This window comes from Streptosporangium amethystogenes subsp. fukuiense, assembly GCF_042665875.1.
Classification (GTDB): domain Bacteria; phylum Actinomycetota; class Actinomycetes; order Streptosporangiales; family Streptosporangiaceae; genus Streptosporangium; species Streptosporangium fukuiense.
The window spans coordinates 303,228-317,035 of record NZ_JBHTEE010000001.1 but is presented as its reverse complement, the minus strand read 5'-3'; the positions used below and the strand labels follow the sequence as shown (position 1 = coordinate 317,035).

Below are 13,808 nucleotides of genomic sequence, written 5' to 3'. Positions count from 1 at the left end.
CAGCCGCCGCCGCGATCCGTCGTCACGGACCGCGACGACCGGCCCCCGCACAACGCCGCGATCGCGACACACCCTTCCCGGACCGGCGGACCGGCCTCACCGCCATCTTCCGGTTCTTGGCGGAAGTCCGCAGCGGTTCACCGGGTTATCCATGAGAATCCCCTGAGGACCCCGAAGTTGCTGCTCCAGACCGGTGCCCTGTAATTAGATGAATGGAGCAAATGTGACCGGCGTCACATCGCTGCGAGCCCCATCCAGGAAGGCGATGTTCGGACATGCCGGGTACGGTGCTGGCAGGCAACCGGCACACGCGAGAGACTCAAGGGTCCGGGGGAAGATTGAGCACGACGACGAAGGGACTCGCATGCAGGAGCTCCGACTCGTCGCGGTGAGTGAGGACGGGACCTATCTCGTGCTGGCGACAGCCGGCCGGGGTACCCGGTTCACGCTGCCCGTCGACGACCGGCTCCGTGCTGCCGTCCGCGGCAACTTCTCCCGTCTCGGCCAGTACGAGATCGAAGTGGAGAGTCCGTTGCGCCCCAAGGAGATCCAGGCCCGGATCCGTGCCGGCGAGACCGCGGAGGAGATCGCCAATACGGCGGGCATCCCGGTCGAGCGCGTGCGATGGTTCGAGGGCCCCGTGCTCCAGGAACGTGAGTACATGGCACAGCAGGCGCAGCGCTGCGCCGTACGCCTGCCCGGCGACTCCGCTCCCGGTCCCACTCTCGGCGACCTGGTCGCCGAGCGGCTGACCCGCCGCGGCGTCCCCGCCGACGAGATCGAGTGGGACTCCGCCAAGCGGGACGACAACATGTGGCGCATCAAGCTCGGGTTCGTGTGGAACGGTCACACGCGCAACGCCGAGTGGCTCTTCGACCCGCGCCGGCGCCACATCACGCCCCACGACGACGAGGCCCTGCGCCTGTCCAGCGGAGAGGACGTCAAGCCGGTCGAGGACACCACGGTCACGCCGTTCGTGCCGCGGGTGGCCAAGCTCGCTCCGGTGCCGCCGCTGGCTCCCGAACCGCCGAACCAGCAGCCGGTCGCCTTCCCCTCGGTCCTGCGGCACGAGTCCGTGGCACAGCCCCGGCCCGCCTACGCCCAGACCGAACCTCCGGCCGCCTACCAGCAGCCGCCCATGCCTCCGCTCCCCGCCGGATACGAGGCCCCGAGGGTGTCCGTGCCGCCGCTGCGCGCTCCCGACCCGGCCGGATACCAGTCCGACCGGGCATCGGAGCCCGCCGCTCCCGCGGCCGAGGGCCCCGATCCCGCCGCGCGGGTCAGGCCTCCGGAGCCGGTGCTGCCGGAGCCGGTCACCGCGTACGAGCCGGTCTCACCGGCCGCGCAGGAACCCGCCGCGTACGAGCCGCTGCCCGCCCCGGAGCCTGAGCCCGCGGCACCCGCCGCGCCACAGCCCGTTGTCGCCGTCCAGTCCCCTGTGACGGCGGCCGAGCCGGCTCGGGTCGGGCCGCTCTCGGCCGGCGCGCCGGAGCCGGTGCCCGCCACGACGCGGGAATCGGCCACCGGATCCGACCTGCCCGAGCAGGCTCCGGCGCACGCGCCGGCCACTCCCCCCGAGCCCGTGGTCGCGGAGGCCGCGAAGACTCCGGAGGCCGCGAAGGCCCCGGAGGTCATGGAGGTCATGGAGGTCATGGAGGTCATGGAGGCTCCCCAGGTCGCCGAGGTATCGGCCCCCCTCCCGCCCACCGCCGTGACCCCGCCGGAGCCTGTCGCCGTCCCGTCCGAGCCCGCCGAGCAGCGGTCCGCGGCGGACGAGAAGACGGCAGGACAGCCGGTCTCCACGAAAGCGGAGAACACCATCGCGGCGAAGGAGACCCCCGCGCCGGAGTCCGAACCGGCCCAGGAGGGTTCGATAGCCGTACCGGCGGCGCGCGTCAGCGTGGACGAGCGGGCCAAGGCCGAGCCGGGCAGGCAAGAGACACAGGGGGACACGGGGGCCATGCAGGAGACCAAGGTCGACAAGCCCGCGGCGGAGAAGCCCGCGGAACCGCCGAAGCCGGCACCGGCTCCGGCGCGGCCTGCCAAGAAGTCCCGGGGGCGGCGGGCGTCCGTGCCCACCTGGGACGAGATCATGTTCGGCGCCCGCCGCCAGGACTGATCGCACCACGTCAGGCGGGGGCGACCGGGACACCGGCCCCCCGCCTCACCGTATGTCAGCCGTTCCCCGGCTCCCCGGGCGAGGTCGACCTGTCCCGCGTGGACGGTTCGCCGGGTGCTGCCGATCCGAGGGGCGAGGACTCCGCGGGAAGCGGGTTTCCGCGGCCCAGGTCCTCGGAGACGAGGAACGGGGCCAACCAGGTCGGGGTGACCTCGGCGGCGAAGGCCGGTCCCTCGGCCTCACCGACGTCGAGGGCGGCGTAGCCACCGGTGCCCGCACCCACGCCCGCGGTCACGGTCAGCAGACCGGCGCGGCGCTGGAACCAGGTCTGGCTCAGAGTCCAGCCGACTACCGCCCGCTTCTCCACCACCGCCTGAGAGCGGCGTAGCGACCCCGAGCGGACCGACAGGCGGCTCCCGTCGTAGGTGTGGCCGAGGGACCGGTAGCGGTCCAGGCCGAGCGGGACGCCCAGCAGCGCGAGGATCAGGGCGGGCACCGCGAGCGCCCACCAGAGCCCGGACCAGAGCAGGGCCGCCGTCGTCGCACAGGCGGCGACGACCAGCCACGGGAAGATCGCCCGAAACAGCCGGCGCCTGCGTGCCGCCGGCGGGTGGGACCGCAGCCCGGTGGTGATCGGGCCGATCGCCTCACCCACCACGTCGAGCACGGTCTCCCTCGGGGCGACGGGAAGCAACTGGCCCCGGGTCTCCGAGTCGCCGAGACCGGTCACGATCGCCCATGCGCGGCCGAACCCCGCCCAGCGCTCGGCCGGCCCCTCCACGAACTCGAACCCTCGCACCCTGCGCCGCTCCAGGGACACGCTCCTGCGCGTGACCAGACCGCGCCCGGCGATCAGGTATCCCTCACTGGCGCGGAGTGTGAAGTCCCAGTTGAACACCGCGTACATGACCACGCCGACCACCGGCATGGCCAGGAGCAGCAGTACCAGGGCCGCGGTGAGCAGGGGCGGATGCTCCCAGAGCCACTCCCCCGCGCCCATCACGACCCGCCTGTCGATCTTGAGCTCGCCGCCCCACTGGAACGCCAGGCCCACGGCACCGGCGACCAGCGCGAACGGGGTCAGCAGGTAGGAACCGGAGAGCGGGCCGTAGACGAGCCACTTCCGCGGCAGCACGAAGAACACCCGCTCGGGGGTCGCGTCACCCACCTCGTGACGGACGACGGCGGGGGCCGCCGGCTCCGCCGCGTCCGCGGCCGTGAGCTCACCCGGGCCGGACGCCGAGGCCGTCTCGCGCGCCTGGGCGCGTCTCGCCATGCGGGCGCGTGCGTGCCAGAGCAACACCGCCTTGAGCCGCTCCCCCTCCTCCACGGTGACCCCGTCGAGCTCGCCCTCCTGCTTGTCGTCGCCGCCGGCGCCGGTGTCGATCCGCAGGACGGCGATGCCGAGCAGGCGGTGCAGCGGCGGGGCACTGACGTCGACGCCGCGGATCCGCTCCAGCGGGATCGTCCGCACCGACCTGCTGATCAGCGACCGGGTGAGCTCCAGCCGATCACCGGCGATCCGGTAGGTGAAGGTGACCCAGCGCACGGCCGAGAACGCGACGGAGCCGACGACGCCCAGCGCCGCCCACACGAACGACCCCGGAGAGAACCCGCCGAGGAACAGGACACCGGCCAGCGGCAGGAAGAGCGAGGGCAGCATCCGGATCGGATCGGTCAGCAGCACCTTCGGGCTGAGCCGCAGCGACGGCCCCGTCCGGTCGGCCGGGCGAGCGGGATCAGGACGCGGGACGGATCCGGGAGACCCGGAACCGGACACCGAGGATTCGGCGCCCTCCCCTGCCCCGCCGGCCGAACGAGCGGGGTCAGGATCAGGGACGGCCCCGGAACCGGGCACCGGGGGTTCGGTGCCCTCCGGCCGCTCCGCCGGTGAACGGCCGCTGGGGGATCCGGTCACGTCGCGTCGTCCCTGAGCTCTTCCGCGCGACGGGCGAGCCCCTCGGCCAGTTCGGCGGCGACCGCGTAGTCAAGGCCCTTGATGGTGGACGAGCCCGCGTGGGAGGCGGTGCGGATCTCGACGGTCGCCAGGCCCAGCATGCGCTCGAACCAGCCCTGCGCCTTGTCGACGGTCTGGATCCTGCTGACCGGCACGAACACCCATTCCCTGCTGAGCCACCCGGAACGGGCGTAGACGACGTCCTCGCTGAGCTCCCACCTGTGCACGGCGTACCGCCAGAACGGCTCGATGAGCGTGCCGGGCACCAGTAGCAGCACCATCAGCCACGGCAACCACCAGATGTTGTCCAGCGCCCATCCGGGCAACCACGACCAGCGGCCCTCGTCGATCCACCTCGCCAGCAGGAAAGAGCCGCCCACCAGGAGAAGGGACCAGAGAATCCCCTCCGTCAGCCACAACGTGACCGCCTTGCGCGAGATCGGGTTGGCGGGGGCGCGCAGGGAGACCCGGGCACGCCCGGGAGTGCCCCTGCGACGTTCACCCGGCCGACCGGCCGCCGTGGCCTCCTCCGGGGCGGGGCTGTGCTCATCGGCTCGGTCGCTCACGCTGTCAGCCTAAACGGTCACGTCCCACGGGGCGCTCCGGCGATGTGACGCAAAAAGTCCCACCGGAGCCCGGCGGGTCATCGCGGCAGGTCCGCGGGGCAGGCGCTCCGACAATGCGGCTCCCCTACCGCGATCCGGTGTCGCCCGTTCCCCCTCCAGCCGGGCCGTGGATCGAAAAAGTGTCGGTGGCGCGGTACATGCTGGAGATCCGGAGACTACGGAGGGCATGACCGATGACCTACGCGATCCAGGCCGAGGGTCTGGTGAAACGCTACGGGGAGACCCGGGCACTGGACGGGGTGGACCTCCTCGTTCCCCAGGGAAGGCTGCTCGGTGTGCTCGGCCCCAACGGGGCGGGCAAGACCACCGCGGTGCGCATCCTGGCGACGTTGCTCCGCCCCGACGCCGGCACCGCCGTCGTCGGCGGCTACGACGTGACGCGCCAGGCCCACCAGGTGCGTTCGCTGATCGGTCTGACCGGCCAGTACGCCGCCGTCGACGAGATGCTCACCGGCGTCGAGAACCTGGTGATGATCGGCCGCCTGCTGGGCATGACGCGCGCCGACTCCCGGGCGCGCGCGGGCGAGCTGCTGGAGCGCTTCGACCTGTCCGACGCCGGCGGGCGGGCCGCCAAGACCTACTCCGGCGGCATGCGCCGCCGCCTGGACCTGGCCGCCAGCCTGGTCGGCCGCCCCCAGGTGCTCTTCCTCGACGAGCCCACCACCGGGCTCGACCCGCGCAGCCGCACGGACCTGTGGAGTGTGGTGCGCGGCCTGATGGCCGACGGTGTCACCGTGCTGCTCACCACCCAGTACCTGGAGGAGGCGGACCAGCTCGCCGACGACATCGTCGTCTTCGACCACGGCAGGGTCATCGCCTCCGGCACCTCCGACCAGCTCAAGGCGACCACCGGCGCCCAGGTCCTGGAGGTGCGCCCCTCACAGGCCGAGCACCTCGATCTGGTCGGCAAGGTGCTGGCCGACGTGCTGGGCGAGGTTCCCGACCTCAGCGGGGGCAAGGCCACCGCCTCCGTCCACGACCCCGCCACCGTCCCCGCGATCGTGCGCCGTCTGGACGAGCAGGGCGTCGTCGCCTCGGAGCTCGCGCTGCGCAAGTCCAGCCTGGACGAGGTGTTCCTGGCCATCACCGGCCACCTGCCCGAGGACGAGGAGACCTCCGACAAGGAAGAAGAGGCGTTCGTGTGACCACACTGACGACGACCATCCCGCAGATGGCCGCCAAGCGCGTCACCCCCCTGGCGACTCTGCAGCAGACCATGACACTGGCCTGGCGCAGCCTGGTCCAGATCAAGCACAACCCGTGGGAACTGCTGGATCTGAGCATCCAGCCCATCATGTTCCTGCTGCTGTTCACCTACGTCTTCGGCGGCGCCATCTCCGGATCCACCGGCGACTACCTGCAGTTCGCCCTGCCCGGCCTGCTCGTGCAGAACGCCCTGTTCTACACGCTCTCCACCGCCATCGGCCTCAACACCGACATCACCAAGGGCGTCTTCGACCGGCTGCGGAGCCTGCCCATCGCCCGCACCGCGCCCCTGTCCGGGCGCATCATCGCCGACACCGTCAAGCAGATGTGGGCCTTCGCCCTGCTGATCGGCTTCGGCATGGTGCTGGGCTTCCGGGTCACCACCAGTTTCTTCGGACTGCTGGGTGCCCTGGCGCTGCTGGTCGTGGTCGCCCTGGCCATGTCCTGGATGTCGGTGCTGATCGGTCTGAAGGCCTCCAGCCCCGAGAAGGTGCAGATGATCGCCTTCTCCACGATGATGCCGCTGACCTTCACCAGCAGTGCCCTGGTGCCCTCCGCCACCTTCCCGTCCTGGCTGAAGACCTGGTCCGACCTCAACCCCGTCACGCACCTGGCGGACGCCATCCGCGGCCTGCTCATCGGCGGCGACGTCACCAGGGCCGCGCTCTTCTCGCTGCTCTGGGCCGCCGGTTTCGCCGTGGTCTTCGCCCCTCTGGCGATCCGCGCGTTCCGCAGCCGCGTCTAGGCACCCTTTCCCGAAGTGCCCCTGAGCGCCTCCCGGGTCTCTGCGCCCGGCGTGGCCGGGCGACGCCTCACCACGTCGGGGGCACTCCGGGGCGGCTCTCCCCGGGAGGCTCCAGACAGGCCGCTGCACGAGGTTTCCGCCAGGGCCGGGAAAACGGTCCGGCTGGATCCGGCAGGGGCGGGGTGGCCCATTGGAGGGGCGGCTCGGGGGCACAGCCGCCACGGGCGCTCCAGCCGCCGCAGATGTGCCAGGCGTCACGGCCGCCGGAAACGACCAGACATGGCCGGCGCGTGACGGCCGGGGGACGGCGAAACCAGTTTGATGTTAACTCTCGCCCCTTCCGTCCCTCGATTTTGCCCGTTTTTCGGCCTTTTCCCACCCGCGGAACCTCGCGATCCGGTCTGCGCATCTTCCAGACCCGCGTAGCATCATCGGGCATGGGGCAGCCAAACATGTCTACGCGCCGCCCGCGGCTGATCTCGGGAACGGCGATCGCCGCGGCGCTCGTCGTCATGTCCTCGGGTTGTGGGATGGCCAGCGGCATGGCCTCGACGGAGAGATCTCAGCTGGAGCCGATCAGCGTCTCCAGCCCCCGGGTCAGAGACGGCGGCCCCCTGCCGTCCGACTATTCATGCAAGGGTTCGGCCGGTAATCCCCCGTTGCGCTGGTCTCGCGTGCCCGAGGGCACGAAGTCCGTCGCGATCGTGGCGGACAGCAACTCCCGGACAGGCGGCGAAGTGCACTGGGTCGTTTTCGACATCGACCCCCGCACCAACGAACTGCCTGAGGGTGGCGTCCCGGTGGGAGCCGTGGAGGGAAGCACGACGAACGGCAAGGTGGGCTATAGCCCCCCGTGCGGCGTCCAGGAGAACTATCGTTTCACTGTCTACGCGCTCGACGGCAAGGTCGATCTTCGCAAGGGAGCCTCCCTTGGCCAGACCTTGAGGAGCATCGCGGACAAGACGATCGCCTGGGGACGGCTCACCGCGGCGCACATCGAGTGACTGGCCAAACACCGGAGGTAGTAATGGTTACCAATTCTTCACTTAGGGTGTGACAACGCTCATAGTGGTCCGACACAATCAGATCCAATGTCCAAGCGCAGGTGATGCATGGGGGAAGGTCGCGTCGATGGCCGCGCGACCTCACCGGCGCCGCTGTAAGGCCATGGCCTTGAGGGTGGTGCAATGATCGCGGTCGTAGTAAGCCTGGTCGCCGTCGTGCTCCTCGTGCTCGTCGTCGTGGCACTGGGAATGCGGTCGATGAACCGCAGGGAGAGCGCACTCCCCGCGGAACGTCTGCGGGAGATGGCGGAGAAGGAGGCGCTGACTCCGACCATGTCCAGCGACGACTTCGCCACCAGAGAACCGAAGATGAACCACTTCACCCCCGACCTGACGCCGTTCGACGAGCCGAAGCCGCCGCGCCAGCCGCGGCCGCCGAGCTCCCGGGGCAAGCGTGGGCTGAACGAGTTCGGCCAGGTGGACGACTACGACGACGACTACTGGACACGGCTCCAGGCTGACGAGGGCGGTTTCGGAGGGCCCTTGGCAGCTCAGATGGGCGCGAGTCGTCCCGTCGACAAGGAGAACCAGCAGGTCGACGCCGACGCGACGACGGTGCAGGCACCGCTTCCGACCAGGCCCCAGCCGTCCCGCGGCGCCCCGCAACCCCCCGCTCCCCGGCCGGCCAGGCCGGCAGCCGAGCCGGCCGTCGCCTCCGCCTCACTGCCCTCCGGCCTCGACGATTTCATCGCCCCGGTCCAGCCGAACCCCGCTCCCACCGCGGCGTCACTCGCCGAGCAGCGGACCGTGACGTTCGCGGCACCCACTCCCGGCGCCTTCGGCGACGCCCGCCCCTCGCGGGCGAGTTCCCGCCGCGGCGGGAACCGGACGCCCGCACAGCCGTCGCCCCAGCCCGCCCAGGGCAACGGCGCCCCCTCCCGGCCCGACCCGCTGAACGACCCGCTCGGCGGCTCGTACCCTCGCCGCGGCGCGAGCTCCCGGCCCAGCGGCACCGGCTCGTCCGGTGCCCGTCCGGGCAACGGCGGACCGCCCGCCTCGATGCCCCCCATGGGTCCCACGACCAGCGGCGGCTTCCCCGCCACGCCCGCGCCCGACCCGCTCGCGGCTTCCTACCGTCCCCCGGCGCAACCGCCCAAGAGCACCCCGGCGCAACCGCCCAAGGACAACCTGGCGGACAACCCGTGGGCGCAGGCCACGAGCCCGACGTCGGGTGGCTGGCCGGTGGCGAACACCGCCGACATCCTCGATGACCCGGCTCCGTCCTACTCCTCGTACCAGACGCCGGTCTACGACGCTCCGCCCGCGGGCTCGTACGAGGTCAGCTCGGGCTGGGCCACCATCGACGACGACGCGATCACCGGTCCGAGCCCGGCGGTCTCCGCCTCCACCGGCCCCTCCCGGGCCTTCCCCCCCGCCCAGGACCGCCCGGCCGACCCGCGGGGCGGCCCGGTCGGCGGGTATGGCTACGAGCCCCAGCCCGCCACCCCGGCCAGCCCGGTCGCGTGGCCGGAGCCCGGCACTCCCAACGGGAGTGACGGCGCGAGCTGGCCGAGCTACGGCGAGCTCTACGGCACCGCCCCCGAGACCGCGACCACTCCCGCCGAGGGACGAGGCCGGGGCGGCTCGCGGGGCAACCACCATCGGGGGACCCAGGAGCCCGACTACCCCGACTATTACCGCTGATTCTCCCCGTCCTCCGTAAAAGCCCACGGTAAACGCCCGGCCGATGCGGCACGGCCCCGTAGGGTCTGCACATGGAGACGGACACGAAGAGCGACGGTTTGTTTACGGTGGGTCGCATCGCCTCCGTGCTGCGGTACGACCTACCCGCATCCCTGGTGGTCTTTCTGGTGGCCCTGCCCCTCTCACTGGGCATCGCGGTCGCCTCCGGAGCGCCACTGGCGGCAGGGCTCATCGCCGGCGTGGTGGGCGGCGTGGTGGCGGGTCTGCTGGGCGGCTCCGTCGTCCAGGTGAGCGGACCCGCCGCGGGACTGTCCCTGGTGGTCGCCGATCTGGTGATGCGATACGGCTGGCGGGCCACCTGCATGATCACCTTACTCGCGGGCGTCCTGCAGCTGCTGCTGGGCGTCTGCCGGGTCGCCCGCTCGGCGCTGGCGGTCTCGCCCGCCGTGGTGCACGGCATGCTCGCCGGGGTGGGCGTGGTGATCGCCCTGGCCCAGCTGCACGTGGTGCTCGGCGGGAACCCGCAGCGCTCCGCGATCGAGAACCTGGTCGAGCTGCCCCAGCAGATCATCCACAACCACACGCACGCGGTCTTCGTCGGCCTGCTGACCATCACGGTCCTGGTCGCCTGGACCCGTCTGCCGGCCCGGGTGCGGGTTTTCCCCGCGCCGCTGGCGGCCCTGCTCGCCGCCTCGGTGACCGCCTGGGCGCTCGGCTGGGAGGTCACCCGGATCGACCTGTCCGCCAGCCTGGACTCCTGGGCCACCCCGATCTGGCCCACGGGTGACTGGCACGGGATCATCGCCGCGGTGCTGATCGTGGCGCTGCTGGCCGGGGTGGAGTCGCTGCTCTGCTCGGTGGCCGTCGACAAGCTGCACGAGGGCAGGCGTTCCGACCTCGACAGGGAGCTCGTCGGCCAGGGCGTGGCCAACATGGTGACCGGCGCGCTGGGCGGCCTGCCCGTGGCCGGGGTCATCGTCCGCAGCACCACCAATGTCAGGGCGGGGGCGCGCAGCCGCTGGTCCACGGTCCTGCACGGCGTGTGGATCCTGCTGTTCGCGGTCGGCCTGGGGTGGATGATCGCCCTGATCCCGATGGAGGCGCTGGCCGCGCTGCTGGTCTTCATCGGCGTGCAGATGGTCAACATGGGGCATCTGCGTAACCTGCGCGGCCACAGCGAGGTGCCGGTGTACGTCGTCACGATGGCCGGGGTGGTGCTGCTCGGCCTCGCCGAGGGAGTGCTGGTCGGCCTCGGCCTCGCCGCGCTGCTCGCGCTGCGCCGCCTCACCCGGGTGACCGTGCGGGCCACCGCCGAGCCGGACGGGCGCTGGCACGTGGTGATCGGTGGCTCGCTGACCTTCCTGGGGGTGCCCACGCTCACCTCGGAGCTGCGGGCCATCCCGCCGGGGGCCTCGGTCGATCTCGACCTGAACATCGACTTCATGGACAACGCGGCCTTCGAGGCCATCCACAACTGGCGGCACGAGCACGAGCGCGGCGGCGGGAGCGTGGACATCGACGAGATCCACGACGAGTGGTACGCCATGGCGGCCAGTGGCGCCCGGGTGTTCCCCGCCAAGACCCCGCCCCTGGCACCTGACCGGTGGTGGCTGCCCTGGTCCCACCGGCGGAGCGGGCGGCGCTCGGCCCGTCACCCCCTGGTCGCCACCCGGCACGTGCCCCGCGGCGACAGTCCCGCCGTGCCCGACCTGCTGGCCGGGGCTCGGGAGTTCCACCTGCGCACGGCACCGCTGGTCCGTCCCCTCCTGCACGGGATGGCCCGCAGGCAGGAGCCCTCGCATCTCTTCATCACCTGCGCGGACTCCCGCATCGTGCCGAACCTGATCACCGCCAGCGGCCCGGGAGACCTGTTCACCCTCCGCAACCTCGGCAACCTGGTGCCCCGGCGGGGTTCCGCGCCGACGGACGACTCGGTGGCCGCGACCATCGAGTACGCGACGGACGCGCTGAACGTCCGCACCATCACGGTCTGCGGGCACTCGGGGTGCGGGGCGATGAGCGCCCTGCTCAGCGGGGGCGAGAAGACGGCGGGCCTGCCGGCGCTGGGCCGCTGGCTGCGCCACGGCAACCACACCCTGGCCCGGTTCATCGAGGGCGAGAGCGCCGGCGAGGACGAGGGCCCGCTGGACCGCCTCTGCCGGGTCAACGTGATCCAGCAACTGGAGAACCTCCGGACCTACCCGCAGGTGGACCAGCTGTTCCGCGCCGGGCACCTGGAGCTGGTCGGCATGTACTTCGACATCGGTACCGCCCGGGTGCACCTGCTGGAGCATCCTCCGATCGCGAGCCGTCCGCTGTGAGCGGATGGCTTGCGCTACGGGTGAAAGCCTGTGGTCCGCCATTCGCCGGGCGCCAAGAATGAGGCGCTATGAGAATTCTGATCATGGGTGGTTCGGTCTTCCTCGGCCGGGCCATCACCCAGGAGGCGCTGCGGCGCGGGCACGAGGTCACGACGTTCAACCGGGGGCGCAACGGGGTCGACCTGGTGGGCGTGGAGGCGGTCAGGGGCGACCGTGAGGTGCCGGAAGACCTGGATCGCCTGGTGGCGGGCCGGGAGTGGGACGCCGTCATCGATGTCCACGGGCAGGTCCCGAGGGTCGTCGGCGAGTCGGTGCGGAGGCTCTCCGGCCGGGCGGCCACCTACGCGTACATCTCCAGCATCTCGGCTCTCTCCGACTTCCCCGAGCGGGAGTGCGACGAGAGCTCACCGCTCTTCGAGTGCGCGCCGGACGCGGGTCCCGAGGACGGTCACTACGGCATGCTCAAGGCGGGCTGCGAGCGGGCGGTGGAGGAGGGCTTCGACGGCAACGCGCTGATCATCCAGCCGGGTCTCATCCTGGGCCCGTACGAGAACGTGGGCCGTCTGCCCTGGTGGCTGGACCGGATCTCCCGGGGCGGGCGGGTGCTGGCCCCGGGTGACCCGGACCGGGCGATGCAGCTCATCGACGCCCGCGACATCGCCGCGTTCGTTCTCAGCCATGCCGAGGCCGGGACGGCCGACCGCTTCCTCACCAGCGGGGTGCGCGGCAACATCACCTACGGCGGCTGGCTGGCCGAGTGCCGCGCGGTGACCGGCTCGGACGCCGAGTTCGTCTGGGTCGACGACGGCTTCCTGCTCGATCGGAAGGTGTCACCGTGGACCGAGTTCCCGCTCTGGGCTCCCGGCGGTCCCGAGTTCGCCGGGGTCTGGCTGCCCTCGTCGGCGAAGGCCATCGCGGCCGGGCTGACCTGCCGCCCGGTCGCCGAGACCGTACGCGACACCTGGGCGTGGCTGCGGGACGTCCCGCCGGGGGAGCGTGTGTTCCGCGGGCACGGCATCGATCCGGAGAAGGAGGCCGGAATCCTGGCCGAGTGGGCCTAGGGAGCGCCTGTGACTCCTCCGCTCCCCCGGGTACGCCTCCGGAGGAGTGGCACAGGCTCGTGGCGGCGGGGCCGGGCGGCCCGCCGCCCTGGGCGCCCCGAGATTCGCAGGACTGTCATGACCGACCTCGGGGCGCTGGGTTCCGCCTGCGTTAGAGAGGTATTTCTACGCATACATCGGGTCGGCGGACACATAGGGTCGTGGCTGTCCGGCTCCGTCCCCCGAACGCCGGACGGCGGTCCACGCTCCCAGGGCCGAGGGTGGAGGGCCGCCGATATCGTCCTCCACCCACCCCCGATTCACCGGTTCCCGTCCCGGCCTGGGCGCGGGGAGAGGCACCGCGTCACGCGCGGCGGGTGTGCCTCATCGTCCAGTTGGTCTCCCAGGTCTTCTCCCCGTCTGCGGAGAACGCCTGCTCCCACAGGGCCGATGTCGGTGTGATCTCCGACCATGTGTACCGCATCCGGATGGGCCTGCCCTCGTGGGTCTCGTCGCCGTGGAACACCCCCTTCCCGTCGGCGAACGCGCCGAAGACGGGATTGTGCAGGACTCCGGTCTCACTGTTGATCCAGTAGATCGCCCACAGTTCGCGTTCCACGTCGAAGGTCCGTATCGACACCCCCTTGAAGCCCTTCGTGGGGAAGGTGATCTCGTCGAAGACACCCGCGCCGTCAAAGAAGCCGCGGCAGACGGCGAAGCTGGGGAACTCCTCCCACTCGTCCCTCCCGCTCAGGGGTTTGACGAGCCTACGGTTGTCGATGTCCCAGCTGCCGTGCAGGAAGTCGAAGTCGCTGTTCATGTCAGAAGGTTAGAACCGCCCACTGGCACTTGGCACGCGGGAACTCCGGACTCGGGCGGACGGTCACGGCGGATCCGCCCGTCAGCGTGCCCCGCCTCGACCCACCCGTCGGGCACGAGACCGGTCATCGGCACACGGGCCCGACCGTCCGGGCGACGAGCGGGTGATTTCACCCCCTCTCAAACCGGATATACGACAGCGCGGGCACCCCTTACCGGATCCATGTCATGACATACGTACGTCCTATTGATTTATGGTGAATTCGT

10 protein-coding genes are annotated in these 13,808 nt (G+C 71.3%); 7 read left to right on the top strand and 3 right to left on the bottom strand.

Annotated features, from left to right (window positions below; all coding sequences use genetic code 11):
* Window positions 1-364: 364 nt before the first annotated feature.
* Entirely contained in the window at window positions 365-2,119 is a 1,755-nt protein-coding gene (sepH, locus tag ACFQVD_RS01425) for a septation protein SepH (RefSeq protein ID WP_343967622.1), read from the top strand.
* A gap of 55 nt (window positions 2,120-2,174) precedes the next feature.
* Here sepH and ACFQVD_RS01420 read toward each other — a convergent pair whose 3' ends face one another.
* Both ACFQVD_RS01420 and ACFQVD_RS01415 read right to left on the bottom strand, forming a co-directional pair.
* Window positions 2,175-4,037 (bottom strand): PH domain-containing protein, encoded by a 1,863-nt coding sequence (locus ACFQVD_RS01420; RefSeq protein ID WP_343967624.1) that lies wholly within the window; start codon window positions 4,035-4,037, stop codon window positions 2,175-2,177.
* A complete protein-coding gene (locus ACFQVD_RS01415; RefSeq protein WP_343967626.1) occupies window positions 4,034-4,642 on the bottom strand; it encodes a PH domain-containing protein in 609 nt (202 codons plus the stop codon). The genes ACFQVD_RS01420 and ACFQVD_RS01415 overlap by 4 nt, the downstream gene beginning before the upstream one ends.
* Window positions 4,643-4,875: 233 nt before the next feature.
* Here ACFQVD_RS01415 and ACFQVD_RS01410 point away from each other — a divergent pair, with 233 nt between their 5' ends.
* The 6 genes from ACFQVD_RS01410 to ACFQVD_RS01385 all read left to right on the top strand — a co-directional run bounded on the left by ACFQVD_RS01410 (window position 4,876) and on the right by ACFQVD_RS01385 (window position 12,743).
* A complete protein-coding gene (locus ACFQVD_RS01410; protein ID WP_343967628.1) occupies window positions 4,876-5,847 on the top strand; it encodes an ATP-binding cassette domain-containing protein in 972 nt (323 codons plus the stop codon).
* Complete coding sequence (locus ACFQVD_RS01405) at window positions 5,844-6,653, top strand: ABC transporter permease (protein ID WP_343967631.1); 810 nt, start codon at window positions 5,844-5,846, stop codon at window positions 6,651-6,653. Before ACFQVD_RS01410 ends, ACFQVD_RS01405 begins: the two co-directional genes overlap by 4 nt.
* Before the next feature lie 452 nt (window positions 6,654-7,105).
* A complete protein-coding gene (locus ACFQVD_RS01400; protein ID WP_343967633.1) occupies window positions 7,106-7,657 on the top strand; it encodes a YbhB/YbcL family Raf kinase inhibitor-like protein in 552 nt (183 codons plus the stop codon).
* 183 nt (window positions 7,658-7,840) lie between these two features.
* Window positions 7,841-9,361: a hypothetical protein gene (locus ACFQVD_RS01395; RefSeq protein ID WP_343967635.1), complete on the top strand. Its 1,521-nt coding sequence runs from the start codon at window positions 7,841-7,843 to the stop codon at window positions 9,359-9,361.
* A 71-nt stretch (window positions 9,362-9,432) separates the two neighbouring features.
* A complete protein-coding gene (locus tag ACFQVD_RS01390) occupies window positions 9,433-11,682 on the top strand; it encodes a SulP family inorganic anion transporter (protein WP_343967638.1) in 2,250 nt (749 codons plus the stop codon).
* Window positions 11,683-11,750: 68 nt separating this feature from the next.
* Window positions 11,751-12,743, top strand: coding sequence for an NAD-dependent epimerase/dehydratase family protein (locus ACFQVD_RS01385; protein WP_343967640.1), 993 nt, complete (start codon window positions 11,751-11,753; stop codon window positions 12,741-12,743).
* A gap of 343 nt (window positions 12,744-13,086) precedes the next feature.
* On the opposite strand, the gene ACFQVD_RS01380 is transcribed toward ACFQVD_RS01385, so the two are convergent.
* On the bottom strand, window positions 13,087-13,542 hold the full coding sequence (locus ACFQVD_RS01380; RefSeq protein ID WP_343967642.1) for a hypothetical protein: 456 nt from the start codon (window positions 13,540-13,542) through the stop codon (window positions 13,087-13,089).
* Window positions 13,543-13,808: the final 266 nt, after the last annotated feature.